33 protein-coding genes are annotated in these 24,222 nt (G+C 67.8%); 17 read left to right on the top strand and 16 right to left on the bottom strand.

Annotated elements, in window-relative coordinates; all coding sequences use genetic code 11:
• Window positions 1–111 precede the first annotated feature (111 nt).
• On the top strand, window positions 112–708 hold the full coding sequence (locus P1K88_RS13135) for a DUF7344 domain-containing protein (protein WP_276410684.1): 597 nt from the start codon (window positions 112–114) through the stop codon (window positions 706–708).
• A 75-nt stretch (window positions 709–783) separates the two neighbouring features.
• Window positions 784–984: a DUF7550 family protein gene (locus tag P1K88_RS13130; protein WP_276410683.1), complete on the top strand. Its 201-nt coding sequence runs from the start codon at window positions 784–786 to the stop codon at window positions 982–984.
• A gap of 65 nt (window positions 985–1,049) precedes the next feature.
• Here the strand turns inward: P1K88_RS13130 and purL are convergent, their stop codons facing one another.
• Window positions 1,050–3,212: a phosphoribosylformylglycinamidine synthase subunit PurL gene (purL, locus tag P1K88_RS13125; protein WP_276410682.1), complete on the bottom strand. Its 2,163-nt coding sequence runs from the start codon at window positions 3,210–3,212 to the stop codon at window positions 1,050–1,052.
• Window positions 3,213–3,329: 117 nt separating this feature from the next.
• Between purL and P1K88_RS13120 the strand changes: the two genes are divergently transcribed.
• Together P1K88_RS13120 and P1K88_RS13115 are read left to right on the top strand one after the other, a co-directional pair.
• A complete protein-coding gene (locus tag P1K88_RS13120; RefSeq protein WP_276410681.1) occupies window positions 3,330–5,924 on the top strand; it encodes a PAS domain S-box protein in 2,595 nt (864 codons plus the stop codon).
• A gap of 58 nt (window positions 5,925–5,982) precedes the next feature.
• The gene (locus P1K88_RS13115; protein ID WP_276410680.1) at window positions 5,983–6,606 is read left to right on the top strand and encodes a DUF7344 domain-containing protein; all 624 of its coding nucleotides are present in this window, start codon (window positions 5,983–5,985) and stop codon (window positions 6,604–6,606) included.
• Here the strand turns inward: P1K88_RS13115 and P1K88_RS13110 are convergent.
• Window positions 6,590–6,844, bottom strand: coding sequence for a HalOD1 output domain-containing protein (locus tag P1K88_RS13110; RefSeq protein ID WP_276410679.1), 255 nt, complete (start codon window positions 6,842–6,844; stop codon window positions 6,590–6,592). The genes P1K88_RS13115 and P1K88_RS13110 overlap by 17 nt on opposite strands.
• Before the next feature lie 102 nt (window positions 6,845–6,946).
• Complete coding sequence (locus P1K88_RS13105; protein ID WP_276410678.1) at window positions 6,947–7,507, bottom strand: DUF7998 family protein; 561 nt, start codon at window positions 7,505–7,507, stop codon at window positions 6,947–6,949.
• 89 nt (window positions 7,508–7,596) lie between these two features.
• Between P1K88_RS13105 and P1K88_RS13100 the strand changes: the two genes are divergently transcribed.
• Complete coding sequence (locus P1K88_RS13100; protein WP_276410677.1) at window positions 7,597–7,833, top strand: DUF2249 domain-containing protein; 237 nt, start codon at window positions 7,597–7,599, stop codon at window positions 7,831–7,833.
• On the top strand, window positions 7,830–8,192 hold the full coding sequence (locus P1K88_RS13095) for a cupin domain-containing protein (protein WP_276410676.1): 363 nt from the start codon (window positions 7,830–7,832) through the stop codon (window positions 8,190–8,192). The genes P1K88_RS13100 and P1K88_RS13095 overlap by 4 nt, the downstream gene beginning before the upstream one ends.
• Here the strand turns inward: P1K88_RS13095 and P1K88_RS13090 are convergent.
• Together P1K88_RS13090 and P1K88_RS13085 are read right to left on the bottom strand one after the other, a co-directional pair.
• Complete coding sequence (locus P1K88_RS13090; protein WP_276410675.1) at window positions 8,189–8,467, bottom strand: glutamyl-tRNA reductase; 279 nt, start codon at window positions 8,465–8,467, stop codon at window positions 8,189–8,191. The genes P1K88_RS13095 and P1K88_RS13090 overlap by 4 nt on opposite strands.
• Entirely contained in the window at window positions 8,455–8,715 is a 261-nt protein-coding gene (locus P1K88_RS13085) for a DUF2249 domain-containing protein (protein ID WP_276410674.1), read from the bottom strand. Before P1K88_RS13085 ends, P1K88_RS13090 begins: the two co-directional genes overlap by 13 nt.
• An 89-nt stretch (window positions 8,716–8,804) precedes the next feature.
• Here P1K88_RS13085 and P1K88_RS13080 point away from each other — a divergent pair, with 89 nt between their 5' ends.
• Window positions 8,805–10,103: a heme-copper oxidase family protein gene (locus P1K88_RS13080; RefSeq protein WP_276410673.1), complete on the top strand. Its 1,299-nt coding sequence runs from the start codon at window positions 8,805–8,807 to the stop codon at window positions 10,101–10,103.
• Between the two features lie 8 nt (window positions 10,104–10,111).
• Here the strand turns inward: P1K88_RS13080 and P1K88_RS13075 are convergent, their stop codons facing one another.
• The 3 genes from P1K88_RS13075 to P1K88_RS13065 all read right to left on the bottom strand — a co-directional run bounded on the left by P1K88_RS13075 (window position 10,112) and on the right by P1K88_RS13065 (window position 11,151).
• Window positions 10,112–10,405 (bottom strand): DUF7521 family protein, encoded by a 294-nt coding sequence (locus P1K88_RS13075; RefSeq protein ID WP_276410672.1) that lies wholly within the window; start codon window positions 10,403–10,405, stop codon window positions 10,112–10,114.
• 69 nt (window positions 10,406–10,474) lie between these two features.
• Window positions 10,475–10,777, bottom strand: coding sequence for a DUF7521 family protein (locus tag P1K88_RS13070; RefSeq protein ID WP_276410671.1), 303 nt, complete (start codon window positions 10,775–10,777; stop codon window positions 10,475–10,477).
• Complete coding sequence (locus P1K88_RS13065; RefSeq protein WP_276410670.1) at window positions 10,774–11,151, bottom strand: helix-turn-helix domain-containing protein; 378 nt, start codon at window positions 11,149–11,151, stop codon at window positions 10,774–10,776. The genes P1K88_RS13070 and P1K88_RS13065 overlap by 4 nt, the downstream gene beginning before the upstream one ends.
• 166 nt (window positions 11,152–11,317) lie before the next feature.
• On the opposite strand from P1K88_RS13065, the gene P1K88_RS13060 reads away from it, so the two are divergent.
• The 5 genes from P1K88_RS13060 (at window position 11,318) to P1K88_RS13040 (ending at window position 15,544) form a co-directional block, all read left to right on the top strand.
• Entirely contained in the window at window positions 11,318–11,887 is a 570-nt protein-coding gene (locus P1K88_RS13060; protein WP_276410669.1) for a hypothetical protein, read from the top strand.
• 64 nt (window positions 11,888–11,951) lie between these two features.
• The gene (locus P1K88_RS13055) at window positions 11,952–12,272 is read left to right on the top strand and encodes an Htur_1727 family rSAM-partnered candidate RiPP (RefSeq protein ID WP_276410668.1); all 321 of its coding nucleotides are present in this window, start codon (window positions 11,952–11,954) and stop codon (window positions 12,270–12,272) included.
• Window positions 12,269–13,495 carry a TIGR04347 family pseudo-SAM/SPASM protein gene (locus tag P1K88_RS13050; protein ID WP_276410667.1) on the top strand — a complete coding sequence of 409 codons (1,227 nt, stop codon included), beginning with the start codon at window positions 12,269–12,271 and terminating at the stop codon, window positions 13,493–13,495. Before P1K88_RS13055 ends, P1K88_RS13050 begins: the two co-directional genes overlap by 4 nt.
• Window positions 13,496–13,730: 235 nt before the next feature.
• The gene (locus P1K88_RS13045) at window positions 13,731–14,417 is read left to right on the top strand and encodes a PHP domain-containing protein (RefSeq protein ID WP_276410666.1); all 687 of its coding nucleotides are present in this window, start codon (window positions 13,731–13,733) and stop codon (window positions 14,415–14,417) included.
• Window positions 14,417–15,544, top strand: a complete 1,128-nt coding sequence (locus P1K88_RS13040) for an asparagine synthase C-terminal domain-containing protein (protein ID WP_276410665.1) — start codon at window positions 14,417–14,419, stop codon at window positions 15,542–15,544. The genes P1K88_RS13045 and P1K88_RS13040 overlap by 1 nt, the downstream gene beginning before the upstream one ends.
• Here the strand turns inward: P1K88_RS13040 and P1K88_RS13035 are convergent.
• The 3 genes from P1K88_RS13035 to P1K88_RS13025 are packed head-to-tail and all read right to left on the bottom strand — an operon-like array spanning window position 15,498 to window position 17,444.
• On the bottom strand, window positions 15,498–15,926 hold the full coding sequence (locus P1K88_RS13035; protein ID WP_276410664.1) for a universal stress protein: 429 nt from the start codon (window positions 15,924–15,926) through the stop codon (window positions 15,498–15,500). The two genes, P1K88_RS13040 and P1K88_RS13035, sit on opposite strands and share 47 nt — an antisense overlap.
• Window positions 15,927–15,957: 31 nt before the next feature.
• Window positions 15,958–16,434, bottom strand: coding sequence for an NUDIX hydrolase (locus P1K88_RS13030; RefSeq protein WP_276410663.1), 477 nt, complete (start codon window positions 16,432–16,434; stop codon window positions 15,958–15,960).
• 41 nt (window positions 16,435–16,475) lie between these two features.
• Complete coding sequence (locus P1K88_RS13025; RefSeq protein ID WP_276410662.1) at window positions 16,476–17,444, bottom strand: transcription initiation factor IIB; 969 nt, start codon at window positions 17,442–17,444, stop codon at window positions 16,476–16,478.
• Between the two features lie 224 nt (window positions 17,445–17,668).
• On the opposite strand from P1K88_RS13025, the gene gatC reads away from it, so the two are divergent.
• Window positions 17,669–17,947, top strand: a complete 279-nt coding sequence (gatC, locus tag P1K88_RS13020; RefSeq protein WP_276410661.1) for an Asp-tRNA(Asn)/Glu-tRNA(Gln) amidotransferase subunit GatC — start codon at window positions 17,669–17,671, stop codon at window positions 17,945–17,947.
• 1 nt (window position 17,948) lies between these two features.
• On the top strand, window positions 17,949–19,226 hold the full coding sequence (gene gatA / locus P1K88_RS13015; RefSeq protein WP_276410660.1) for an Asp-tRNA(Asn)/Glu-tRNA(Gln) amidotransferase subunit GatA: 1,278 nt from the start codon (window positions 17,949–17,951) through the stop codon (window positions 19,224–19,226).
• On the opposite strand, the gene P1K88_RS13010 is transcribed toward gatA, so the two are convergent.
• A complete protein-coding gene (locus P1K88_RS13010; RefSeq protein WP_276410659.1) occupies window positions 19,227–19,541 on the bottom strand; it encodes a HalOD1 output domain-containing protein in 315 nt (104 codons plus the stop codon).
• A gap of 117 nt (window positions 19,542–19,658) precedes the next feature.
• Between P1K88_RS13010 and P1K88_RS13005 the strand changes: the two genes are divergently transcribed.
• On the top strand, window positions 19,659–19,841 hold the full coding sequence (locus tag P1K88_RS13005) for a hypothetical protein (protein ID WP_276410658.1): 183 nt from the start codon (window positions 19,659–19,661) through the stop codon (window positions 19,839–19,841).
• 72 nt (window positions 19,842–19,913) lie between these two features.
• Here P1K88_RS13005 and P1K88_RS13000 read toward each other — a convergent pair whose 3' ends face one another.
• Window positions 19,914–21,032, bottom strand: a complete 1,119-nt coding sequence (locus P1K88_RS13000; RefSeq protein ID WP_276410657.1) for a glycosyltransferase — start codon at window positions 21,030–21,032, stop codon at window positions 19,914–19,916.
• 94 nt (window positions 21,033–21,126) lie between these two features.
• A complete protein-coding gene (locus tag P1K88_RS12995; protein ID WP_276410656.1) occupies window positions 21,127–21,843 on the bottom strand; it encodes a bacterio-opsin activator domain-containing protein in 717 nt (238 codons plus the stop codon).
• 133 nt (window positions 21,844–21,976) lie between these two features.
• On the opposite strand from P1K88_RS12995, the gene P1K88_RS12990 reads away from it, so the two are divergent.
• Window positions 21,977–22,246: a HalOD1 output domain-containing protein gene (locus P1K88_RS12990; protein WP_276410655.1), complete on the top strand. Its 270-nt coding sequence runs from the start codon at window positions 21,977–21,979 to the stop codon at window positions 22,244–22,246.
• A gap of 149 nt (window positions 22,247–22,395) precedes the next feature.
• Here P1K88_RS12990 and P1K88_RS12985 read toward each other — a convergent pair whose 3' ends face one another.
• Window positions 22,396–22,701: a hypothetical protein gene (locus P1K88_RS12985; protein ID WP_276410654.1), complete on the bottom strand. Its 306-nt coding sequence runs from the start codon at window positions 22,699–22,701 to the stop codon at window positions 22,396–22,398.
• 93 nt (window positions 22,702–22,794) lie between these two features.
• Window positions 22,795–23,844, bottom strand: a complete 1,050-nt coding sequence (locus tag P1K88_RS12980) for a glycosyltransferase family 4 protein (protein WP_276410653.1) — start codon at window positions 23,842–23,844, stop codon at window positions 22,795–22,797.
• An 85-nt stretch (window positions 23,845–23,929) separates the two neighbouring features.
• On the opposite strand from P1K88_RS12980, the gene P1K88_RS12975 reads away from it, so the two are divergent.
• Window positions 23,930–24,217 carry a ribonuclease P protein component 4 gene (locus P1K88_RS12975; protein WP_276410652.1) on the top strand — a complete coding sequence of 96 codons (288 nt, stop codon included), beginning with the start codon at window positions 23,930–23,932 and terminating at the stop codon, window positions 24,215–24,217.
• Window positions 24,218–24,222 lie beyond the last annotated feature (5 nt).

Raw genomic sequence — 24,222 nt, 5'->3', positions numbered from 1 at the left:
GGCGGTCCGGGCGAGATAAGCCGAGCGAAACCGGCCGAATGAGTGTGAACACGAGTGTACTATTCTTCCAGTTGAAGTACCGATACGTCTAATGACTCTCTGTGACACGCCATGGGAAGCAGTGATACGCTCACCGACCTGCGCGGCCGACAGGAGTCCCCCGGGCCCACGCAGTCGGCCGCACTGAACGACACCGACGAGTCAGAACTGCCGACCGGCGCCGTCTTCACTCTCCTGAAAAACGAGCGCCGCCGACGGGTGCTCGAGTACCTCGACGGGGCCGATGGACCGGTCGGTCTCGGCAGGCTGGCCGAGGAGATCGCCGCCGAAGAGAACGACGTGACCGTCGCGATGATCGGATCGGCGGCCCGGAAGCGCGTCTACGTCGCACTCTACCAGTGTCACCTCCCGAAGATGGCCGACACGGGCGTCGTCGACTACGACCGGCGCGGGGGGCGGGTCGAGCTGACCGACGAGGCCGAGCAGGTCCTGGAGATGGCGCGACGCGAACCGGACGGCGACCGGCCTTGGCACAAGTACTACGGCGGCGTCGGGGCCGGGGCGACGGTGCTTTTCGTCGCGAACTACCTCGCGCTCCTGCCGATCCACCTGGCGGCCAACGCCGTCAGCGCGTTCGTCGTGGCGTCGCTCGTCGTCCTCTCGACGGCCCACGGGGTCGTCTCGCGACGACGGCGCGATGGTCGCTGAGCCCGCCGATCGCCCGTTTGACACCCGAAACGAGATTCCGACAGTTACTCGTATGCGCTCGGAAAATCCACGACCATGGCAGACGACCACGACGACCACCACGCGGAGTCACGTCCGGACTACGACCCCGAGAACGTCAGCCTGCCCGAGCGAGCGCCGCCGCTTCGCTCGACGGCCCCACAGAGCGACTTCACGACGTCCCAGATCCTGACCGGCGCCGGCGTCGCGCTGCTGGGCCTGGTACTTACCTTCGGCATCGCGTTCGCACTGGCCTGAGACCTGCCGGGGCACTCCCGCGTGTCCCGTGGCCAGCTACTCGACCGTGCTGTCCGGCGACGCCGTCAGGCGAGTTCGTCGTCGATGGTCGCGCGGAGGTCGGCGATCTCGCCGGCGTGGTACTGTAGCGTCTCCTCGTTGACCGTCAGTTCGAGGTGGCTCGAGCCGTCGGCCTCGCCGACGACTGTCACGGGCGCGACGCCGTCGAACGCTTCGGCGACCGCCGTCGGGTCGGTTGTCTCGAAGACCACGCGACCGGGCTGTTCACCGAAGAGCAGGCGCTTGCGCGTCCCGCGCTCGACCGTCTCTATGTCGACGCTGGCGCCGGCGTCCTCGTGGACCATCTCCGCGAGCGCGACCGCCAGGCCGCCGTGACTCACGTCGTGGGAGGCGAGCACGTGGTCCTCGTCGGCCACCTCGGCGATGGTGCTGACGAGGCCCTTCGGGTCGGCTGGCAGGTCGGGATAGGCGTCGGTGCCGCCGAAGATCGAGGTGTACTCGGAGCCACCCAGTCTCGGGTCGGCGTCACCATCCAATCCGTGGTCGCCGACCACCACGAGCGTGCCTTCGCCGGACAGCGACATCGGCGGAGCGTCGTAGCCCGCCTTGACGCCGACCATCGCGAGCGTCGGCGTCGGCGGGATGGGACCGGCCTGCGAGTCGTTGTACAGCGAGACGTTGCCGCCGACGACGGGCACGTCCAGGTCCGCACACATGTCGGCGAGGCCGTCGACGATGCCCTTGAAGCCGCCGTAGACGTCGGGCTTCTCCGGGTTGCCGCCGTTGAGGCAGTCGACGGCGGCGTGGGGCACGGCGCCCTTCGCCGCGACGTTGGTCGCGTTCTCCAGGGCGACGGCGCGGGCCCCCTCGTAGGGGGCGGCGCCGGTCCAGTTCGGGTCGGCACCCGCCGAGAAGGCCAGGCCCGTGCCGGCCTCACGGATGGCCAGCAGGGCGGCGTCGTCGCCCGGCAGGACACTCGTCCGCACCTGGACCTCGTGGTCGTACTGGCGGTAGACCCAGCGCTTCGAGGCGGTGTTCGGGCTGGCGACGATGCGCTCGAAGGCCTCGGTGAGGTTCACGGTCGGGAGGTCACGCTCCTGTTCGGGGGGTTCCTCGGCGGGCAGGTCGTGCATCGGCGCGCCGTCGCCGAGGAACTCCGCCTCGACGTCGACGACCGTCTCGCCCTGGAAGGTGCAGACGTAGTTCGTCCCCGGTTCGGTGAGCTCGCCGATGACCGAACAGCCCAGGTCGTAGCGCTCGGCCAGTTCCGCGACGCGCTCGACGTTCCCGGGTTCGACCTCGTAGACCATGCGCTCCTGGCTCTCGGCCAGCAGGATCTCCATGGCGTTCATGTTCGGCTCGCGCTGGTGGACCCGGTCGAGCTCTATCTCGGCGCCGAGGCCGCCCTTCGCGACGAGTTCCGAGGAGGCACCGCCCAGGCCGGCCGCTCCGAGGTCGCGGGCCGACTCGACCAGTTCCTCGTCCAGCAGCGCCTCGTTGCACTCGATGAGCAGCTTCTCGGCGTAGGGGTCACCGACCTGGACCGCCGGCCGGTCCTCGGTCTCGGCGTCCTCCGCGAGGTCCTCGCTGGCGAAGGAGGCCCCACCGAGGCCGTCGCGGCCGGTGGCGTTCCCGACCAGGACGAGCTTGTTGCCAGGCTGCTGGGCCTCGGCGGTGAGGGTCCGCTCCGGTTCGAGCAGGCCGATACAGGAGACGTTGACCAGCGGGTTCCCTTCGTAGTCCTCGTGGAAGGCCACCGACCCGGCGACCGTCGGGACGCCGATGCAGTTCCCGTAGTGGGAGATCCCCTCGACGACGCCCTCGAAGAGATAGCGGGAGTGTTCGCGCTCGAAGTCACCGAAGTACAGACTGTCCGCGAGCGCGATGGGGTAGGCCCCCATCGAGAGCGTGTCGCGGACGATGCCGCCGACGCCCGTCGCCGCGCCGTCGAACGGGTCGACGTACGAGGGGTGGTTGTGTGACTCGATGCCCATGGTGATGTACATCTCCTCGCCGTCGTGGGCCGGCAGGGAGACGACGGCGGCGTCGTCGCCGGGGCCGATGACGACCTGGTCGCCCTCGGAGTCGAACGCCGAGAGGAGCGGCCGCGAGGAGCGATACGCGCAGTGCTCGCTCCAGAGGTTCTCGAAGAGGGCCGCCTCCGCCCGGGTCGGCTCCCGGTCGAGTTCGTCGACCACGACGTCGTGGTCCGCGTCGGACAGGCTCATTACCGGTCAGTCGCCGCCGGCCGGCTAAATTGCTTTCCATGCGCCATCGTCTGCCCCCGCCGGCCGCGCTGGTTCCGCCGGCGGAACTGTTATGTCAGTCGTCGACGATTCGGGTGCATGGCAACTCGGTCGGGGGACGTCTACGAGTCGACGCTCGCGGTCTTCGACGAGTCCGCGGACCCACAGGAACCACGCACGACCCAAGAAATCGCGGCCGAGCTGGACTGCGGTCGGCGCGGGGCCTACAAGCGACTGGAGACGCTGGTCGACCGCGGCGCCCTCGAGACGAAGAAAGTCGGCGCCAGCGGGCGGGTCTGGTGGCGCCCGCGACAGACGACCCCGGACGTCTCGGACCTCGAGGACGAGCTGGCCCGGTACCGGCGCCTCTTCGACGCCCTGGGCGACCCGGTGTACGAACTCGACGCGGCCGGGCGGTTCACGTACGTCAACGACGCGGCCGTCGACCTGTCGGGATACGACGCCGACGAACTGCTGGGCGCTTCCGTCGCCATCGGCATGCGCGAGGAGAAGATCGAACGCATCACGGATATCATCGGCGACCTGCTGGTCGACGAGACGGCCGACAGTTTCACCGTCGAGTACGAGGCGATCCCGAAAGACGGCGACCCCGTCCCCGTCGAGAACCACATCGCGTTGCGCACGGATCCGGACGGCAACTTCCGGGGGACGACGGGGGTCATCCGGGACATCTCAGCCCGGCGGGCGCGCGAGGCCGAGATCGACCGGACCCAGGACCTCCTGCGGAACGCCGAGCGCATGGGCGAGGTCGGTGGCTGGGAACTCGACGTGGCGTCGGACACGGTAACCTGGACCGAGGGGACGCGGCGCATCCACGAGGTCGACGACGAGGACTTCGACCCGGAGCTGGTCGACGGGTTAGACTTCTATCACCCGGACGACCGGGCCGTGATGGCGTCGCGCATCGAGCGATGTATCGAGGCTGGCGAGCCCTACAGCGAGGACATCCGGCTGATAACCGCGACCGGCGAGGAGCGATGGGTCAGGGCGGCCGGGGAGGCGCTCGTCGACGACGGCGAGACCCACACCGTACGGGGGTACATCCAGAACATCACCGAGCGGGTCGAACGCGAACAGGAACTGCAGCGGACGACCGGCCTGCTCGAACACGCAGAGCAACTCGCGAACGTCGGCGGCTGGGAACTCGACGTCTCGGAACCGCCGTACGAATTGGTCTGGACCGACGAACTGTTCGAGATATTCGAGATGGAGCCGCGTGCGTCCGTGACGGCCGGGGAGGTCCTCGACGTCGTTCACCCCGAGGACCGCGCCCGCGTCGAGCAGGTGATGGAAGCGTGCATCGACGGCGAGCAACGGCTGGAGACGGAGTTTCGCATCTGTCCCGACGAGGAGACGGTGACGTGGCTCCGGGTGTTCTCCGAACGGGCCCCCGGGACCGACGACGTCGTCCGCGGGGCGATGCTCGACATCACCGATCAGAAGACCCGCGAACGAGACATAGAGCGCGAGCGGGCCAGCCTCGCCGCGCTCAACAGCCTCCACGAGACCGTCCGGAAGATAACCGAGGCGGTCGTCGACGGGTCGACGCGCGAGGAGATCGAGCGCGCCGCTGCCGAACAGCTCGCAGCCTCCGACTCGTACTCGTTCGCCTGGGTGGCCGACGTCGACCCGAAAACCGGACTGGTCAGGCCCCGAGTCGAGGCCGGGGTCGACGGCTACCTCGAGCGGGCCCGCGTCGTCGCCGATTCGAGTTCGCCACGGGGGAGGGGTCCCGGGGGCCGGGCGATAGAGACACAGGAGATGCAGGTGTGTCGGAACGTCTTCGAGGACCCGACGTTCGAGCCGTGGTACGACCTCGCCGAGGAGTTCGGCTACTCGTCCGTCGCCGCATTCCCCGTCTGTCACGAGGGGACGCTGTACGGACTGGTCGGACTGTACTCGGACCGGCAGGGTGCGTTCGGGGAGACGGAACGTCAGGTCGTCGGCCAGCTCGGCGAGATTCTCGGGCACGCCATCGCGGCCGTCGAGCGCAAGCGGGCCCTGCTGAGCGACGACGTCGTCGAGATAACGCTGCGTGACCGCGACGTCTTCGAGCGCCTGTCTCGCCCGGTCCCGGGCGAGGGGACGCTCTCGTTCGACCGGACGATTCCGCTCGACGCCGACCGGTTCCTCGTCTACGGGCGTGGGACGGGCGACGTCGTCGACGTCCTGCAACGCTGGGTCGCGTCCCCGGCGGTCCCACACTGGGAAGCCATCGAGGTACTGGGCACCGAGGCGGAGACGACCCGGATTCAGGCCACCCTGACCGACCCGCCCGTGCTGGGACCGGTGGCACGCAACGGGGGACGCATCCGCGAGGCGACGGTCGACGACGGGACGCTCCTGCTGGAACTCGACCTCCCCGCGGACGCCGACACACAGCTGGTACTCGACCGCATCAGCGAGGCCACCCCCGGGATCGAGATGCTCGCGCGCCGTCAGAACTCCGGCCGGACGGCCGACGGCGCCGCCGAGACGGCGCTGATAGAACGGCTCACGGACCGCCAGCGGGCCGCGCTCGAGGCGAGTTACTACGCCGGCTACTTCGACTGGCCGCGCGAGAACTCCGGCGAGGACGTCGCCGCGTCGCTCGGCATCGGGTCCTCGACGTTCCACCAGCACATCCGCCGGGCACAGAAGCAGGTCTTCGAGGGACTGCTCGGCGACGAGTGAACGGGTACCGAATATTTCCGGCAGCGTACCCATTATCCAGCACGATCAATTAGCGTGCATGAGCAAGTCAGGCAAGGGTACGCGGGTCGACCCGCTTCTCATCTCCGATATCCTCTCTGACATGCGACACCGCCGGATTCTCTCGCTCGTCGCGAACGAGCCCGGCTCGATGACGGAATCTGACCTCGCGATACAGCTGGCCGCACTGGAAGAGCAACGGCCCCCGGGACGGGTGACCGACGACGAACGAGAGCGACGGCGCATCGACCTCTATCACTGCCATCTCCCGAAACTGGAATCGGCCGAGCTGGTCGTCCGGACGGCCGACGGTGTCAGACTCGTCCCCCGGTTCCCGGTCGACCTGGAGGCGCTGGGTGTCTCGCTCCCGTCGCCCGACCGGCCGGAGGACCCGCAGTGGGACGTCGTCGCCGTCTTCGTCGCCCGTCCGTACCGGCGCGAGATCGTCGAGCTGGTCGCCGACCGGACGGAGCCCACGTCGCTCGAGGAACTCTCGGAGCAGCTCGTCGCGGAGGGAGCTCACGGTGCTGTCGGGAGTCCCGACACGCTCCGGCTACGACTCCATCACGTCGACCTGCCGAAACTGGACGCGGTCGACGTGCTCTCTTACGACGCCCGCGAGAACCAGGTCCGCACAGGCCGGGCGCTCACGGCAGTTCTCTGAGGAGGACGCGTCCGGGTTCGACGGCGACCTCGAACCCCTCGTAGACGAACTCCAGACGCTCGACGCCCGGGGCCTCGAACAGCTGGTTCAGCGCCTTGACGTCGACAGCATCCTGCAACGGTGCCAGGTCGAGGACGTCACAGCCCTTCTGTGCCGCCACGCCCTGGAGGACGACGTCACCCGGTCGTTCCTCACTGCCGACCTGGAAGCCGTCTTCACCCCCGTTTGACGTTGTCATCGTTCGATAGTGAGAGGACGATACCGACTCACTTCAATTCCTCGGATTCGACGAGACCGCCCGACAGCGACGGGTTTAGGTGGCATACATATAGCTCCTCAGTTATGGGGGTGTCTGCCCGGATCTCTCGGCCGTCTCGACGGCAGTCGCCACCGACCCGGTCTCCAGGAAGGCCCGTTCGATCTGTGCGAGGTGGCCGTTGATGGCGGGGCTCTGGTCGTGGGTCCCGTCGACCCGCACCCGGACGAGGTCGTACTCGTGTCGGTCCTCGAGGCCGTTCCACGCGCGGAACGCACCGAGGGTCAGCGCGTCGCTCTGCGGACAGAACGCCGTCGTCGGCGTGAACGACGCTCGGAGCACCCGACCACCCGTCGAGTCGCCTCCGCCGGCCGGCGGCTCTCGCTCGCGGGCGTAACGGAAGCCGGCGTCGGGGTGGCGCCGGTCGAGATTCAGTCGCGCGAGGTTGTATCCGAACGTCGCGTCGTAGACGCCCCGTTCCTCGAAGAGGGTCCGCGTGAGTCGGTGGAAGGCCGCGTGTGTCCGACCCGTCAGGACGTCGTGGCCCTCGAGGAACGACCCGGGTGCCGGGAGGTGGGCCTGGTCGAAAGAGTCGTAGCCGTCGAACCCGCTGTCGGTGCCGCGCACGCCCGAGAGGAATCCCATATCTGTGTGAACGGTCCGGGACACACAGAGTCTGCTGCCGAACGTGTTCGCCAGAATCCCCTCGTCGGGACGGCTCGAAGCCGACGACGATGCCTGCCACGACGCTCGACCTCAGGGACCTCCCGCCGGCACAGCGCCACCAGGAGGTACACGCAGCCTTCGAGGCACTGGACGACGGGGAGACGCTCGAGATCGTCAACGACCACGACCCGCGGCCGCTCTACCTCGAGTTCCGGGCCGACGTCGAGGCGTTCGACGCCGAAAACTACGAGTGTACCGAGGTACAACCACACAAGTACGTCGCGAAGCTGCCAAAGAGAGGATGACCGAAAGCAACCCGACAGAGGAGGCGATTCCCGACGACAACCCGGACGCCGACGACACCGAGGGTATCGACCACGTCTCCCTCGAGGACCTGGGAGAGACGGGGAAGACGCGGGTGTTCGAGGGGGAACCACGGACGGTCCGCCTCGCGCTGCCTGCGGGGGAGACGGTGCCGGCCCACACCCACCCGGGCCGGGACCTCGTCTTGCACCTCGTCGAGGGCGCCGTCGAGCTGACCGTCGGCGGGACGGTCAGATCGCTCTCGGGGGGCGACGTGGTCCGTTTCGACGGCCGGAACGAGGTGTCGCTGTCGGCGACGGCCGACAGCGAGGCCCTGCTGGTCCTGGCGCCGCAGTTCTAGCCGAACAGTTCCATCGCCGTCTCGACGGTCTCGACGTCGCCGGCACGGTCGGCGGCCCTGAGGCTCTCGCGTGGGACCGCGAGTAACCGCTCGACCAGGCGATCGCTCAGCCGCTCGACCGCCTGCCGCTGGGCGTCGGTCAGGTCGCCGTCGGCACGCAACTCCTCGAGCGCCCGCTCTACCTGGGCCGACCTGACTGTCGCGCCGCGGTCGCACATATGTTCGACGGCCTGTTCTACGTCCGGCGTCTCGTCTGTCCCTGTCATCCCTTCCATATCACTGTCACCGTCTCGTCGGTCGTCTCGACTGTCTCGAAGGCGTACCCCCGCGATTCGAGCCGGGGGTAGAGGTGCCGGGGCGCGCGGTCGTTGTGCTGGACCAGCACGGCGTCGTCGGACAACTCAGCGAGGCGTTCGAGCGTACGCGTGAGCGGTTCCGGCGGCCCGAGCGACCCGACCTCGAGGTGCTCAACCCGGGCGTCCGTCGGTGCGTCCGTCTCGGCGACGACTGTCTCGGAGGCCATGTATCCCGGTACCGGCGCCGCGCCGGGGACGGTTTCCCCGAACGTGTTCGGCCCCAGGTCCAGCACCGTCCCGGCCCAATGAGCGACCGATGAACCCGATTCCCGGAGCCGTCGACGCCGACGCCGGACCGCCGACGACCGTTCCGCTCGCTCACTTCGTCGTCGCGCTGGGGTTTTTGCTCGCGGGGGTCGCGGTCGGACTCGGCCGCGGGCGCGGGGCCCACCTCGCGCAGGTGCACCTGCTGTTGGCCGGCTGGGTCTGTCTCACCATCCTCGGGGCCATGACGCAGTTCGTCCCGGTCTGGACCGGGACGGCACTGCACTCGCGACGGCTGGCGGCGGCCCAGTTGCCGCTTTCGGCGCTCGGATTCGCCGGTCTCGCCGCCGCGTTCCTGACCCACCGGCGACTGTGGCTCCCCGTCGCCGGCGCCGTCGCGCTCGCGGGCGTGTGGGCTTTCGTCTACAACGTGGGCCGGTCCCTGCCCCGCGACGAGTGGGACGCGACGACGGCACACTTCGCGACGGCGCTGACCTTCTTCGCGCTGGTGACGGTCGCCGGGGTGTGCCTCGCCCTGGACCGTGCGGTCGGCCTCACACCGGTGGCCGGCGTGACGCGTGGGCGACTGCTCGCCGCCCACGCCACACTGGCGGTGTTCGGCGCCGTCCTGACGACGGTGGCCGGGGCGCTGGCCCAGCTCGGGCCGATGTTCACGCAGGCCCCCGACTGGGGCCCCGAGCGAGCGTTGCTGCGGGCCGAGACGGTCGGCTATCCGGTCGGGGTCGTCCTCCTGGCGGTCGGCCGACTCGTGGGCCTGGCCCACCTCGCGCGGCTCGGCGGCCTGCTGGTCGCCGCCGGCCTGGGCGTCGTCGGCGTCGTCCTCGCCTCGCGACTGGTCCGAGGCCCCGTCGAGTGGTCGCCGATGCTGACCCGGTACGCCGTGGTGGCCCTGTCGTTGCTCGTCTGGGCGCCGCTCGCGGCCCTCGCGTGGTCGGACGCACCCCTCGCGCTGGCCGACCTGTTCGGGGGGCCGGCCGGCGGGACGCTGTTGCTCGTCGGCGTCGTCGGCTTCACCGTCTTCGGGACGCTCTATCACGTCGTCCCCTTCCTCGTCTGGGTCGACCGGTACAGCGACCGGGTGGGACTGCAGGCCGTTCCGACGATAGACGACCTCTACGACGGGCGTCTGAGCCGCCTCGACGCGATTTCGCTGGTCACGGCCGGCCTGCTTTCGGTCGCACACGAGGGCGGACTCGCCGTCGACGTTCGACTCGCCGGTGGACTCGCGTTCTTGGGTGCGGCGGTGTTTGCCGGCAATCTGCTCTCGGTGCTGGCCATCCACGGTCCGCGGTCGCCGGTCGCGACCGAGGGCGACGCGCCCGACGGGTGAGTCGGCGCTCATTCCTCGCTCGGTTGCTCGGTGTACAGCGAGTACGTGAGCACCACGAACCCGGCCGCGGTGAAGACGCTCTCGACGGCGACACTCGTCGCCACGGTGACGTTCAGCACCTGGTGGAGGCTCCCGGCGAATACCGCACCGGCGGTCACGAAACTGATGCCGACCCACAGGGCTCGCATGGCCGGCGATGCGGTCCGCCGGTACGCCTGGTAGGTCAGATACGTCAGGACAGCGCCACAAAACAGCGTCACCGTCTTGGCTGCGACCAGCAGGACTGTACTCGTATCGACCATCGTAGCCTGACGGACGACATGGCTCCCTGTATAAACCACCCCCAATTTTTAGCCATTGGGAACGGCCCCCTACCGGACGTACAGCGAGTAGAGGATGATGCCGAGGCCGATTGCGGTCAACGAACTCGAGACGAACACGCTCGTGTTGATGAGCTCGACGTCCAGCAAGGTGCCGACGAGGAGGTCCAGCACCCCGCCGATTATCGCCCCGGCTGTCACCACCCCGAACCCGTATGTGAGCCACTTGTGTTCGGGCGACCCCGTGCGCCGGTAGGCCTGGTACGCGTAGTAGGTAATCAGCCCACCGATGATGAGGATGAGCGTCTTCGAGACGACGATACCGACCTGTGAACTGGGGATGTGTGGACTCATGTCTCTTTTCGCACCTCCGACCAGAGGTTCTCGAGTCGCTGGTCTGGCGACCTGGCCCGGTGAGATATCTCGACGGCGAACTCCCGATCCTCGTCGAGCGCGATGACCACCTCCTCGAAGTCGATGGCATACCGGCTCGCGTGTTGCCCGTCCGAGCGAACCTCCACGCCCTCGTAGAGGAGCGACGACTCGGTCAGCAGCTCGAGCTTCCGGTAGGTCGTCGAAAGCGGGATGCCGCTCTCCTCGGAGATCTTGCTCGCCGTCATCGGTTCGTCGAGGACGCTGACGATGGCCCGACAGTCCTCGTCGTCGAGCGCGTCGAGGACCGTCTCCAACTCCGGCGTGTCGTCGTCAGCGAACGGGTCCCGAACCATCCTTGCCCGAACCTGACCCCCCCAACCCTTTAACCTAACCGACTCGTCGGCCCGGTTCCGTCGCAGTCGTGTGGTCTCGCCCGACCCGAACCGTCATTTTGCGGGTACGACCGTCCGCTGCCCCCAGGTGTGGCTTTGATACTGTTGGGCCGTGTACAGGTAGCGCATGGTCGATTCGCTCCCATCGCCCCTGACGCGTCTCGGCGCCGCCGTGGGACTCGCCCAGACGTACGGCCTCCCGTTCCGGTGGAACAGGGGGCCGGCCGCCGCCTGGTGGGAGCCGCTCCGGCGGGCCGCCTCGCAGGCCCTCGGCCGATGCTTCGACGATCGGCTGGGGCCACGGCCGATCACGGAGGGCGAGTACGCCGGATCGCTGCCGGAGCCGCTCGCGTCCGCGGAGGATCGCCTCTGGACGGCCGGGTTCGTCAGGAACCCCTTCGCCCGCCTGAAGACTCGCGAGGGTGCACCCGAGCACGCGTCGTGGGTGTACCGCGACGGCCCGCTGGCGCGCCGGCAGTTGCACCTCATGCTCTTTCCCGGCCCCGACGGGACGACAGACGTCTACGCCCACGCCGAAGCGTCGAGCGTCAACCCGCTGCTGGCCCAGGCCCACCTGAACGGGGTCGGGCAGAACGTCCGCGAGGGTGTCGAGCGTGCCCGCGAGCAGCTCCCGCTGGACACGGACGGGGTGCCGGCGAGAGCACCCGACGGCCCGTGGAACACACCGCTTGACTGACGCCGTTCTCAGGCGGTGGGAACTCGGTAGACCCATTTTTTACGGGGCCTTCTAGAAGGCCCGTATGGAACGCCTGGACAACGAGGTGGACGCCCCCCGCGGTGCGACGAGTCGGGAGTGGGAACTGTTCGTCAGCGAGGACCCGGCGGAACCGCTCACTCACGCCGGGAGCGTGAGCGCGCCCACGGCTGCCGTCGCCCGGGAACAGGCGAGTGCCCTCTTCGGTCACAGCGTCGAGCGCCTGTGGCTCTGTCCGGCCGACGAGACGCGCCGGTTCCAGACCGCCGAGCAGTCCCTCGTGGCCGACGACGCCGAGGCCAACGACGACGCAACCATGGACCGCAAGGAGATGGCCGCCGAGACACTACAGGGGGACGCGGAATGATCTCCGTCTCGAAGCTCCTCTCTGACCTCGATGCGGAGGGTGACGGCCTGCGCTACGACGCGGCCGACGAGTCCACGAAGTCTCAGATCCGCGACGAGAAACAGCGCCGGCCGGTCGTCGTCTGGAACGTCACCAAGCAGTGCAACCTCTATTGTGACCACTGCTATGCCGCCGCCGACACCGACATCGCCGACGGCGAGCTCTCGACGGCCGAGGGGCAGGCGCTGCTCGAGGACCTGGCCGACTACGGCGCGCCGGTGGTGCTGTTCTCCGGCGGCGAGCCGCTGGTCCGCCAGGACCTGGAGGAACTGGTCGCCTACGCGAACGAGGTGGGCGTCCGCCCGGTCCTCTCGACGAACGGGACGCTCATCACCGAGGAGCGCGCCGCCTCGCTGAAAGACGCCGGGCTGAAGTACGCCGGCGTCTCCGTCGACGGCCTCCCCGAGCGCAACGACGACTTCCGCGGCCTGGATGGGGCCTTCGAGGGCGCGGTCAGGGGCATCGAGAACTGTCTGGACGCCGGCCTCAAGACCGGCCTGCGCTACACCATAACCGAGCGCAACGCGCCGGACTTAGAGGGTGTGGTCGACCTGCTGACCGACGTGGGCGTCGACCGCTTCTGTTTCTACCACCTGGATTACGGCGGGCGCGGCACCGAGATCGTCGACGCCGACCTCACCCCCGAGGACCGCCGAGCGGCCGTGAAACGCGTCTGTGACATGACCCGAGAGTACCACGACCGGGGCGAGGAGATCGAGACGCTGCTGGTGGGCAACTACGCCGACGCGGCCTACCTCGTGGAGTACGCCCGCGAGCACATGAGCGAGGCCCAGGCCCGGCGGGTCTACGAGTACCTCCGGGTCAACGGGGGCGACCCGACCGGCGAACGCGTCGCGGACGTCGACTACCAGGGCAACGTCCACCTCACGCAGTTCTGGCAGGGCTACTCGCTGGGGAACGTCCGGGACCGCTCGTTCGGCGACATCTGGGACGACGAGTCCAACCCGCTGTTGCGCCAGCTGCGGAACCGCGAGGCCCACCTGAAGGGGAAATGTGCCGACTGCCGGTACGCCGGCGTCTGCCGGGGCGCCTCCCGCCTGCGCGCGCTCACCATCGAGGACGACCTGTTCGCGCCCGACCCGCAGTGTTACCTGACCGACGACGAGGTCCGCGGTCCGGCGCCGTTCGACGCCGGCACCGACGTGGCCAACCCCGCGGACTGAGGCGCCGTCTTTCAACACCCGAAATCGTCGGGGTAGGCGTTGATTCCCGTCGCGCCAGTATCTCCGCACGCAGTCACGACCTGTGAGCGGTCGCACTGCACACCCGCGCCAGACTGGTGACTTGACGGGGGAGGGAACTGGTCGGTCGGGATACCGTCCGGTGGGCACGGACGGTCGGTTTTCGGCCGCGACGCGTATCGGGGCGTTTTTGCCGGGGCATTGCTAACCGCCACCTGTGCTGTCGGTCGAGCTCCACACGCATTCGTCGCTGTCCTACGACGGCCGTGACTCCGTCGAACTCCTTCTAGAGCAGGCCAGCGCCGTCGGGCTGGACGCACTCGCAGTCACCGACCACGACGAGATCGACGCCAGTCTCCGGGCCGCCCAGCTCGCACCGGAGTACGACCTCGTCGGGATTCCGGGCATGGAGGTGACCTGTGCCGCCGGCCACGTCCTCGCGCTGGGCATCCAGGAGGCGATCCCGCAGGGCCTTTCCTTCGGCGAGACGCTCGACCGCATCCGCGAGCAGGGCGGCCTCGCGGTCGTCCCCCATCCCTTCCAGGAGTCGCGCCACGGCGTCTTAGAACACATCTCGAAGGACGAACTCGCCACGGCCGACGCCATCGAGGTGTACAACTCCCGACTGCTGACCGGGCGGTCGAACCGACAGGCCGAACGCTTCGCGCGCCGCCGCAGTCTGCCGATGACGGCCGGGAGCGACGCCCACATCGCGGAGATGGTCGGCCAGGCGGTCACGAACGTCGACGCGGACGAACGCTCCGTCGCGGCAATCCTCTCGGCCATCGCCGACGGCCGGACCACCGTCGAGGGCGAGCGGACGCCCTGGCGCATCAGCTTCCGCCAGGCCGCCGGGGGCGCGAAGCGCCGCGTCGTCAACCGCCTCTCGACCTACCTGGACTGATGCAGGGCGCCGACCCCGAGGTCGTCCGGGCCGCGCTCGCCTCCCGCGAGCCACTGCCGGGGACCGGCGGGTTCTCCGGCGACCTCGAGGGTGCGCTCGTGCGCGACGTGCTCGGCCGATACCCGCTGTTCGTCGAACGTGACGCCTCGGGGGAGCAGCTCCCGGCCGACGTCTGGAGCCACGACCCGTCGGACCTCGAGACGCCGGAACCGTTCCCCGCAGGGTACGTCCGCGACGACGCTGGGGCCCGCTCGGTCTGGTCGCTCCCGGCCCCGGCCGCGTACGCGGACCGCGGGACGGCCGTCGAGGCCGTCCGCGAGGCCGTCGAGAGGCGCATCGACGCCGTCGACACCGACGGACTGGCCCTCGCCTTCTCGGGCGGCGTCGACTCCGCGCTGCTCGCGGCGCGCCTCGACGCGCCGCTGTACGTCGCCGGCTTCCGGGAGAGCCACGATGTCGAGGCAGCCCGTTCGGCCGCCGCGGCGCTCGACCGCGACCTGACCGTCGTGGAACTGACCCACGACGCGCTCGAACGGGCGGTCCCCGAACTCGTCGCCGCCACCGGCCGGACGAACGCGATGGCGATCCAGATAGCGCTTCCGCTGTATCTCACGGCCGAGCGGGTCGCCGCGGACGGGTTCGACCGGCTCGCCGTCGGCCAGGGGGCCGACGAACTGTTCGGCGGCTACGCGAAGGTGGCGAAGGCCCCCGAGGACCCCCGGGTCGAGGCAGACACGGTCCGGGGCGCCCAGCGCGAGGTGGTCGCGACGCTGCCAGACCAGCTCGAGCGGGACGTGCTCGCGCTACGGGCCGCCGGCGTCGAACCGGTCGCGCCGCTGTTACACGACGCCGTGGTCCGCGCGGCGCTTCGCCTCGACGACCGGATGCTCGTCGACGGCGAGACGCGCAAGTGGGCGCTCAGACAGGTAGCACTGGGCTCGCTCCCCGAGGCCGTCGCGACGCGTGACAAGAAGGCCGCGCAGTACGGCTCGCTGGTCGCGCGCGAACTCGACCGACTGGCCCGGCAGGCCGGCTACAAGCGCCGGATGGACGACCACGTCACACAGTACGTCGAGTCGCTCACGCCGGCGACGACTCGGCCGTTCCGTCGACGCCGCTCCCCGTGACCGTCACCGGACGGTCGGAATCGAGGATGACGGCCTGACTGACGCTCCCGAAGACGAGTGCGCCGAGGGGCGAGCGCTTGCGCCCGCCGAGGATGATCATGTCCGCCTCGCGCTTCGCAGCGGCGGTGACGATCCGTTCCTCGGGGTCGCCGTGGACGCTCACCGTCTCGACGTCGACGCCCGCGTCGCGCAGCATCTGGAGCATCTTCTTCCCGGAGGTGGTCTGTTCGATGGACGTCTTCTCCGCTGTCACCTCGTCCTCGAAGACGTGCAGGACTGTCGCGGTCACCGAATCGCTGGCGTGGGGCAGGTCGAGTACGGCGCTTGCCTGTGCCGTGGCCCGTTCTACGTTGCTGTCGATGGGAAGCAGAACACGATACATGCTAGCACGTTCGTGTCAATTTGATAAAAAGTTACCGCCCCTCGACCGCGGCGATCGCGCGCTGTCCCACCTCGACTACGTCCTCGGGGAACCGGTCGGCGTCGTCCCGCAGGGCCTCGGGCGTGAACCAGCCCCAGTCCTCGGCGGGTTGCTCGCCCGGTCCGGGGTCGATGTCGCGACTCCCCGCTGCGCCGTAGAAGATGAAGTCGATGTGCTGGTGGCCCACCGCCCCGCTCGCGTCGACGTTGATGTCCTCGAGCAGGAAGTGCTGTGGCTGGGGTATCGAGCGCACCGTCTCGCTGGCGATCTGTTCTTTCGGGGCGACCAGGTCCACGTCCAGGCCCAGTTCCTCGCGCGTCTCGCGCAGAGCCGCCTCGTGGGGAAGTTCGTCCCGGTCGATGTGGCCGCCCGCGGGGAGCCACATCCCCAGTTTGTCGTGTTCGTGGAGCGCGACGGCGCCGTCGCTGACGACGTAGACGGTGGCGACGAAGTGACGGGTGGTCTCCATACCGGCCGGAGGGCCCTCCGGGAAGTCTAGGTTACGGTCTGCTAGGGGTGGACGCTGTCCTCGGCCTCGAGCAGTTCGTGGTAGCGGTTGCGGATGGTGACCTCGGAGATGTTTGCCACCTCGCTGACCTCGCTCTGGGTGACCTTCTCGTTTGTCAGCAGGGAGGCCGCGTAGACGGCCGCGGCCGCGAGACCCACCGGAGACTTGCCCGAGTGGACGCCCTGTTCCTTTGCGTTCTGGAGGAGCTGGCGGGCCCGGCGCTCGACCTCCTCGGTGAGGTCCAGGTCCGAGGCGAAGCGGGGGACGTAACTCTCGGGGTCGGCGGGCTGGATCTCGAGGCTCAGTTCGCGGACGACATAGCGGTAGGTCCGGGCGATCTCGTCTTTCTCGACGCGGGAGACGCTCGTAATCTCGTCGAGCGAGCGGGGGGTCCCGGCCTGGCGGGCGGCCGCGTACAGCGAGGACGTCGCGACGCCCTCGATGGACCGGCCGGGCAGCAGGTTCTCGTCGAGCGCACGGCGGTAGATGACGCTGGCCGTCTCCCGGACGTTCTCCGGGAGTCCCAGGGCAGAGGCCATGCGGTCTATCTCACCCAGCGCCTGCTTGAGGTTGCGCTCCTTGGAGTCGCGGGTTCGGAACCGCTCGTTCCAGGTGCGCAGGCGCTGCATCTTCTCGCGCTGGCGGGAGGACAGGGAGTTGCCGTAGGCGTCCTTGTCCTGCCAGCCGATGTTGGTCGACAGGCCCTTGTCGTGCATCATGTTCGTCGTCGGCGCGCCGACGCGGGACTTCTTGTCCTTCTCCGTCGAGTCGAACGCTCGCCACTCGGGGCCGGGGTCGATCTCGTCTTCTTCGACCACGAGCCCGCAGTCTTCACAGACAGTTTCGCCGCGTTCGCTATCGGAGACCAGGGAGCCACCACACTCCGGACAGACGACTGCCGTTTCCTCTGTGGCCTGCTGGTCTTCGGTCTCGCGCTCACTCGTGTATCGGCGGATGGTCGTATCGGTCATTGGTTACGGACAGACGGGTCGGAGACCCGGAAAACGCCTTCTGTAACGTTCTGTTGTGGCTCGGGCGACTTAAATCCTTTGCTCTCATTCGAAGGTATTCTTTCCAATTCCATAAATTCTGTTGTTAGATACGTTAGTGAGCCTCCACCTTCAGTAATTACCCAACCTAGTTTGGGGGTCGTCGTTTCGAAACGCTTACTGCCGGGCCAGTTTACCCCGGAGACATGAGCGACAACGCCGTCGACCCCGAGGAGGTCCGACACGTCGCGGAACTCGCGCGCGTCGACCTCGAGGCCGACGAGGTCGAGCGGTTCACCGAGCAGTTCGGTGACATCCTCGAAGCGTTCGAGGCACTCGACGAGGTGCCCGAGACAGAGCGCGAGGCCGACCTCGCGAACGTCATGCGCCCGGACGAGGTCCACGAGTGTCTCAGCCAGGAGGAAGCGCTCCGGAACGCCCCCGAGGCCGAGGCGGGCCAGTTCAAGGGGCCGAAGGTGTCGTGAGATGACCGACTACAACGGCTACGTCACGGCCGAGCGCATCGAGGGCAGCGACGACGGGCCACTCGCCGGCCGGACCGTCGCGGTCAAGGACAACATCTCCACGGCGGGCGTCCGGACGACCTGTGGCTCGAAGATGCTCGAGGAGTACGTCCCGCCGTACGACGCGACCGTCGTCGAGCGCCTGAAAGCCGCCGGCGCGACCATCCCCGGCAAGACCAACATGGACGAGTTCGGGATGGGCACGACGACGGAGACGTCGGCCTATGGCCCCGTCGAGAACCCCGTCGCCGAGGGGCGGGTCCCCGGCGGGTCCTCCGGTGGCTCCGCCGCCGTCGTCGCCGCGGGCGACGCGGACCTGGCACTCGGCTCGGACACCGGTGGTTCCATCCGCTGTCCGGCCGCCTTCTGTGGCGTCGTCGGCATCAAGCCCACCTACGGCCTGGTCTCCCGGTACGGCCTCGTGGCCTACGCGAACAGCCTCGAACAGATCGGCCCCATCGCGCCGACTGTCGAGGAGGCCGCCGAACTGCTCGAGGTCATTGCCGGGCCGGACGAACACGACGCGACGACCCGCGAGGCCCCCGACGGCGAGGAGTCGTACGCCGACGCCGCCGACGGTGACGTCGACGGCCTCTCCATCGGCGTCCCGACCGAACTGCTCGACGGGGCCGACGACGCCGTCGTCGAGACGTTCTGGGACGCGATGAGCGAACTCGAGGCGCAGGGCGCGACCTACCACGAGGTCGACCTCCCCTCCGTCGAACACGCCGTCGAGGCCTACTACGTCATCGCGATGTCCGAGGCCTCTTCGAACCTCGCCCGGTTCGACGGCGTCCGCTACGGCAAGTCGGGCGGCTACGACGGCAACTGGAACGAGTCGTTCGCGAAGGCCCGCGAGGAGGGCTTCGGCGAGGAGGTCAAGCGCCGCATCCTGCTGGGCACCTACGCCCTCTCGGCCGGCTACCACGACAAGTACTACAAGAAGGCACAGGACGCCCGTGCCTGGGTCAAACGGGACTTCGACGAGGCCCTCGAGGACGCCGACGTGCTGGCCTCGCCGACGATGCCGGTGCCGCCCATGAAACGCGGCGAGAGCCTCGAGGACCCGCTGACGATGTACCTCGCCGACGCCAACACGACGCCGGTCAACCTGGCGAACCTCCCGGCGATCTCCGTGCCCGCCGGCGAGACCGACGAGGGGCTCCCCGTGGGCCTCCAGCTCGTGGGGCCGGCCTTCGGCGAGCGGACGCTCGTCCGCGCCGGCAGCGCGCTGGCCTGACTACGCTACGTCGTCGGGCAGCGAGCCGAGTTTCCGCATGGTTATCCTCCCGTCCTGTGTGACCGTGAATCTGTAGCCGTAGTACGAGAACGTGACCTCCGTCTGGGCCTCGTCGGCCGGCGGGTCGCTGAAGAGGTTCTTCAGAATCTCGTCGAGCCACGGATAGAGGCGCGGGAGGTCGGTGGCGTCGACCCCCTCCACGTCGGCGATGGTCTCCAGGAGTCGGACGTTGGCTTCCCCCGGCACCGGGTCGACCTGACGTTCGATGATTCGTTCCTGCGGGCCGGCGTCGTCGTCGGAGTCACTATCATCCATCTCACCGGAAAATTGGTCACTCCAGTAACAAATAGGTACCGCGGCCGTCGTCGTCACCGCACTCCGACCCCCGTTCCCGCTGGTAGCTTTTTGCCTACAGCGCGCGTAGGAGAAACGATGAACGTCCCGCGTCTCGGCGTCGACTGGCTGCACTGGCCGACCGTCCTGAAGGGCGTCGCCCTGGGAGCCGGCGTCGGTCTCGTCCTGGCGGTCGCCCTGGGTAACTTCTACTTCGGCCTGGCGCTGGGCCTCGTCAACGGCGTCGCCTTTGGGGTCGGGATGAGCCACTCGCGCGAGTAATCGCGCCCCGCTTACGTCCCGAAGACAGACACGGTCGAGGCGGCTCGCCTCCAGTACCCCGCTGGCGCTCTGTCACCGTCGCGCCGTCGCCAGCACGTCGTCGTAGACCGACTCGAGCCGGTCGACCGCGTGCTCGACGCTGACGCGCTCCCGCCGGTCGAGACACCGCTGTCGAAGCGTTTCGCCCTCGTCGAGGACGCGCTCGATGGCCCGGCGGAACCCCTCGATGTCCCCTTCCTCGTAGGAGTACCCCGTCTGCCCGTCGTGGATGGTGTTCCGGAGCGCGCCCGCGTCGACGCCGGCCACGGGCGTCCCACAGCAGTTGGCCTCCAGGGCGACCAGCCCCTGGGTCTCGACCGGACTCGGGAACGCGAAGACGTCGAGTGCCGCGTACAGTGCGGGGAGTTCCGCCCGGTCCAGGAAGCCCAGGAACCGGACGTCGATGTCTCGCTCGGCGGCTTCCGCCTCGAGGTGCTCGCGTGCTGGCCCGTCGCCGCCGAATACGACCGTGGCCTCGAGGCCCTCGCAGGCCTCGAGGATGTCGCCGAGACACTTCTCGTAGCCGTGGCGCCCCGTGTAGCCCACGAGCGGCCCCTCGGGCAGGTCGTGGCGGTCCCGGAACGCCGCCGCGTCGACGGGTTCGAAGAAGTCGGTGTCGACGCCGTTCGGGATGACCTCGACGCGCGCGTCTGTACCGACCGTCTCGCGGACGTGCCCGGCCGTGCGCTCGCTCGGCACGAGGACTACCGCCGCGCGGTCCAGGAACCACCGCTCGTAGCTCTCGGCGCCGGCCTGGACCGCCGCCTCGACGGTGCCGTTGAACGCGACGTACTCGGCGTACTCTCCGGTCGGCGTGTGGTAGGAGGCGACCAGCGGCACCTCGAGCTTGCGGGCGAGTCGCTGGCCGCCCATGCCGAGGCTGAATGGGGTGTGGGCGTGGACCAGGTCAGCGTCCGCGACGGCGTCGGGAATCTGTGGCATCCCCAGGCGAAAGCCCTCGTAGAACGGGAACGGGAGGCTCCGGACGGGGTACTCGCCGTCCCTGGCCTCGTGGTCGCTCGCCGGGTAGACCACGTCCATCCGCCCGCCGCGGGCCTGCCAGCGGTCGCGCCACGTCTCGACCGTGTAGGTCACGCCGTTGACCGTCGGCAGGTACGTATCGGTGAACGCGGCGACGTGCGGCAGTGCCATTTCACGGGCGTACCACCATCAGCGGCTAAACGCTTGTCATTGGTGTCGCGTCGGTCCGTCGGTCGTCTCGGTGGCTCTGTTGAAACATTCGAAACTACTGTTTGCTTTGAAACGAGCTGTTCTCTTGGCTCAGTAGTGAGATGAGTTTGCGTTCGGCGGCGTGGAGGTGTTGTGAAACCGTCGCGGGACTAATCCCGAACGCATCGGCGATCTCTTCGCCAGTTGTTTCGGGTGATCGTTCGTAATATCCAGCATCGTACGCGGCCAGAAGTAGTTCTCTCTGTCGCTCGGTGAGCCGGTCGTCCATTACCTGTTGAAGCTCTTCAATCGTAAATAGCGGTGTTGAGCGTTCTTTCGTCTCTTTGGCAACTACGGTCGCCGAGGGATGGTCGTCGAGGAACTCCTCGACGATGCTGGATGGGTTTTCAGTCGGTGGTATTTCGACACCGATGTGCCCCTTCCCGTTCTCACCCACCACCTCTTGCGGAATAGCCCCGAGTTCGGCCAGATCCCGCGCGGGACAGAACCCCTCTACGACAAATTCGTAGAGGCCACCGTCTTCATACCTCGCAACGAGTCGGGGTTCGACGAAGTCGTTTGATTGGGCAAGGTCGAGGATACGATCCGGATCGGCACCCATGATGGTGAAAAACTCCGCAAACTTGCCCGATCCCCGCGGTATCATCTTTTCGAGTTCGACCCTACAATCCGCTTCTTGCGTTACCCCGACAAACGGATACGTCGGGTCGGACACCGCGAACCTGACCGCAACGACGCCCTGTGTGTTAGAGGGAGATTCAGAATCACCCATTAAATAACACATGGCAAACGGGCTTATAACACCATCGACCATTATATTTGTTCGATTGGAAGAGCAACACTGTGAGAGTCAAAGTAATAAGCCACGACGACTAATCGCGTAGAGTTCCAACTCCAAGACGACGATGAACTCGCCCTCGGACGAAATTGCCCACCGACAATTGGAGGTCAATCAACACAAGCCATCCGTGCAAATTGCGAAAATAGTGGCTGATCTGGAAGGGAAACAGCCTGAAGAACTGACCCCCACATACGAACACCTTGGCAATACTATCGACGAAATATTTTCGAATCCTCCGGTCCGTGGAGCACAGGTCGGAATCACGTTTAGTTATGAAGGCTATCGCATCATAATCGAGCAGAATGGTAGCGCACAGTTCGTCAAAACAGCGTGAGCTGTCGTCCCGCCCGGAATATCGAGGCTAGTGGCAGGGCGGCTTTGCCCAATAGCGGCTCTGTATCCTCGCTTCTGTCTGACCGGACAGTGATGAATATGCGCCCTGAATTCACCACGGTTCCTGAGACCGATCACCAATTGAGGGTTTCAAGCGAGCCGTAGCAGCCGACTCGCACGTCTCGCACACTCGCCTGCTGACTCACGGGCGCTTATCATCCCGGTCGCTCGCCCCGCCCAGTCGCCGCGCTGGAACGCCAAGGCGAGCACGAGCATCATCCAGGCGTAACTCAGGACGATCCCGGCATACGCACCGACGGGCCCGAGTCCGAAGGTGACGCCGGCGAGATAGGAGAACCCGAGGAAGAACCCGAACAGGCCGATGACACGCGCCAGAAGCGGGAGGCGCGTCCCGCTCGCCCCTCGCAGTGACCCGGACAGTACGTAGAATATCATGTACGGAACCGCCGCGACGCCGAAGGCCCTGATGAACCCGGTCGACTGTGCAGCGGTCGTCGAGTCGTCGGTGCGTTCCGGTTCCGTCCACGGTCAGACCACCTCCTCGTAGGTCTCGACCAGTCGCTCGCCCACCCTTTCTAGTCCGTGTTCACGTGTCGTCGCCTTTGCGTTTTCGCCGAGTCGCCGGCGCAGGTCGGGGTCCGCTTCGAGTCGTTCGAGGGCGTCTTCGAACTCCGACCTGTCCGCACAGATGAGACAGTCGTGGCCGTCCTCGTAGTACTCGCGGAAGACGGGGATGTCCGAGAGCACGACGGCCTTCCCGCAGGCCATCGCCTCGAGGACGGCGATGCCCTGGTTCTCGTTCTTGGTGGGAAAGAGGTAGACGTCGCCGGCCCCGTAGGCCCCGCGGATGTCGTCTATCCACCCGGTGAAGGTGACGTTTGCCGGCGGGTCCGACGTCCACCGTCTGACCGCCGCCGAGGCCTGCGGGCCGTCGTCGTAGGGGCCGAACCAGGCGAAGTCGTAGTCGGTCGCTTCGGCGAGTTCACAGAACGTCGTCAACCCCTTGCGCTCGAAGACGTTGCCCACGGCGAACACGACCATCCCATCGAGGTCGTAGCGCTCGCGGTACTCCTCGCGGGTCAATTCGAACCCTTCGAGCGCGTCGACGTCGACCCCGTTGGTGATCGGCCTGATGGGCGCGTCGACGGGATAGTCCTCGAGGACGCCCTTCGTGTACTCGGAGGGACAGAGCACGAGGTCGGCCTGCGAGTAGAACCACTTCAGATACTCCCCGAGCGCCGGCGCGACGAGATTCGACCCCCGGAAGCTGTCCCGGAAGTCCTCGCGGGTGACGTGGGCGTGGAGGACGAGTGGCACGTCGTGTCGCTTCGCGTGTCTGGCGACGGCCACGGACCCGGGGCCGATCATGTTGCAGTGAGCGACGTCGTACTCCCGGAATACGGGGTCGTCGAACGCTACCTTCCCACCCAGCGCCCATGCCGGATGGCCGTCGCGCCACGGCGACGTGACCACGTCGACGTCCGTCTCGGCCAGCGCCGCCCGCTGGTGGTCCACCGAGGTGCCGATGCCCGACCGGTCCAGGCGGGACTCCAGTTCGAGGTAGTTCAGGACGCGCACATCCAGATGGTCGCCGGCACCGCCGAAAATCCTACCGACTTCGCGCTTCGGAAGGCATTTTTTGGCCCCTCCCGGAGTGGCGACCATGACCGACGAGGCGACCATCGCCCGCGAACGCATCGAGCGCCTCCAGGAGCTGGCCCGGGAGGCCGTGCTCTCGGGCCACGAGGAGCGCGCTCGGGCGTACGTCCGGCGAGCACGTCGCGTCGGCGAGCGCCAGCGCCTCCGGCTCCCGCGCACCTTCGAGCGCTCGACGTGTTCGTCGTGTGATACCTACCTCGTCCCGGGACGCAACGCCAGGGTGCGGACGCAGAACGGGCACGTGGTCGTCACCTGTGCCTGTGGCGCACAGTCACGGTATCCGTACTCGTGACCGGT

Source organism: Haloarcula halobia, from assembly GCF_029338255.1.
GTDB lineage: Archaea > Halobacteriota > Halobacteria > Halobacteriales > Haloarculaceae > Haloarcula > Haloarcula halobia.
The sequence above is the reverse complement of the archived record's forward strand: the minus strand, read 5'-3'. Positions and strand labels throughout refer to the sequence as shown.

Bases quoted from the DNA above. Each gene is read 5' to 3' on its own strand.
- P1K88_RS13135 (WP_276410684.1), top strand. From the start codon at position 112: ATGGGAAGCAGTGATACGCTCACCGACCTGCGCGGCCGACAGGAGTCC.
- P1K88_RS13130 (WP_276410683.1), top strand. From the start codon at position 784: ATGGCAGACGACCACGACGACCACCACGCGGAGTCACGTCCGGACTAC.
- purL (WP_276410682.1), bottom strand. From the start codon at position 3,212: ATGAGCCTGTCCGACGCGGACCACGACGTCGTGGTCGACGAACTCGAC.
- P1K88_RS13120 (WP_276410681.1), top strand. From the start codon at position 3,330: ATGGCAACTCGGTCGGGGGACGTCTACGAGTCGACGCTCGCGGTCTTC.
- P1K88_RS13115 (WP_276410680.1), top strand. From the start codon at position 5,983: ATGAGCAAGTCAGGCAAGGGTACGCGGGTCGACCCGCTTCTCATCTCC.
- P1K88_RS13110 (WP_276410679.1), bottom strand. From the start codon at position 6,844: ATGACAACGTCAAACGGGGGTGAAGACGGCTTCCAGGTCGGCAGTGAG.
- P1K88_RS13105 (WP_276410678.1), bottom strand. From the start codon at position 7,507: ATGGGATTCCTCTCGGGCGTGCGCGGCACCGACAGCGGGTTCGACGGC.
- P1K88_RS13100 (WP_276410677.1), top strand. From the start codon at position 7,597: ATGCCTGCCACGACGCTCGACCTCAGGGACCTCCCGCCGGCACAGCGC.
- P1K88_RS13095 (WP_276410676.1), top strand. From the start codon at position 7,830: ATGACCGAAAGCAACCCGACAGAGGAGGCGATTCCCGACGACAACCCG.
- P1K88_RS13090 (WP_276410675.1), bottom strand. From the start codon at position 8,467: ATGGAAGGGATGACAGGGACAGACGAGACGCCGGACGTAGAACAGGCC.
- P1K88_RS13085 (WP_276410674.1), bottom strand. From the start codon at position 8,715: ATGGCCTCCGAGACAGTCGTCGCCGAGACGGACGCACCGACGGACGCC.
- P1K88_RS13080 (WP_276410673.1), top strand. From the start codon at position 8,805: ATGAACCCGATTCCCGGAGCCGTCGACGCCGACGCCGGACCGCCGACG.
- P1K88_RS13075 (WP_276410672.1), bottom strand. From the start codon at position 10,405: ATGGTCGATACGAGTACAGTCCTGCTGGTCGCAGCCAAGACGGTGACG.
- P1K88_RS13070 (WP_276410671.1), bottom strand. From the start codon at position 10,777: ATGAGTCCACACATCCCCAGTTCACAGGTCGGTATCGTCGTCTCGAAG.
- P1K88_RS13065 (WP_276410670.1), bottom strand. From the start codon at position 11,151: ATGGTTCGGGACCCGTTCGCTGACGACGACACGCCGGAGTTGGAGACG.
- P1K88_RS13060 (WP_276410669.1), top strand. From the start codon at position 11,318: ATGGTCGATTCGCTCCCATCGCCCCTGACGCGTCTCGGCGCCGCCGTG.
- P1K88_RS13055 (WP_276410668.1), top strand. From the start codon at position 11,952: ATGGAACGCCTGGACAACGAGGTGGACGCCCCCCGCGGTGCGACGAGT.
- P1K88_RS13050 (WP_276410667.1), top strand. From the start codon at position 12,269: ATGATCTCCGTCTCGAAGCTCCTCTCTGACCTCGATGCGGAGGGTGAC.
- P1K88_RS13040 (WP_276410665.1), top strand. From the start codon at position 14,417: ATGCAGGGCGCCGACCCCGAGGTCGTCCGGGCCGCGCTCGCCTCCCGC.
- P1K88_RS13035 (WP_276410664.1), bottom strand. From the start codon at position 15,926: ATGTATCGTGTTCTGCTTCCCATCGACAGCAACGTAGAACGGGCCACG.
- P1K88_RS13030 (WP_276410663.1), bottom strand. From the start codon at position 16,434: ATGGAGACCACCCGTCACTTCGTCGCCACCGTCTACGTCGTCAGCGAC.
- P1K88_RS13025 (WP_276410662.1), bottom strand. From the start codon at position 17,444: ATGACCGATACGACCATCCGCCGATACACGAGTGAGCGCGAGACCGAA.
- gatC (WP_276410661.1), top strand. From the start codon at position 17,669: ATGAGCGACAACGCCGTCGACCCCGAGGAGGTCCGACACGTCGCGGAA.
- gatA (WP_276410660.1), top strand. From the start codon at position 17,949: ATGACCGACTACAACGGCTACGTCACGGCCGAGCGCATCGAGGGCAGC.
- P1K88_RS13010 (WP_276410659.1), bottom strand. From the start codon at position 19,541: ATGGATGATAGTGACTCCGACGACGACGCCGGCCCGCAGGAACGAATC.
- P1K88_RS13005 (WP_276410658.1), top strand. From the start codon at position 19,659: ATGAACGTCCCGCGTCTCGGCGTCGACTGGCTGCACTGGCCGACCGTC.
- P1K88_RS13000 (WP_276410657.1), bottom strand. From the start codon at position 21,032: ATGGCACTGCCGCACGTCGCCGCGTTCACCGATACGTACCTGCCGACG.
- P1K88_RS12995 (WP_276410656.1), bottom strand. From the start codon at position 21,843: ATGGGTGATTCTGAATCTCCCTCTAACACACAGGGCGTCGTTGCGGTC.
- P1K88_RS12990 (WP_276410655.1), top strand. From the start codon at position 21,977: ATGAACTCGCCCTCGGACGAAATTGCCCACCGACAATTGGAGGTCAAT.
- P1K88_RS12985 (WP_276410654.1), bottom strand. From the start codon at position 22,701: ATGATATTCTACGTACTGTCCGGGTCACTGCGAGGGGCGAGCGGGACG.
- P1K88_RS12975 (WP_276410652.1), top strand. From the start codon at position 23,930: ATGACCGACGAGGCGACCATCGCCCGCGAACGCATCGAGCGCCTCCAG.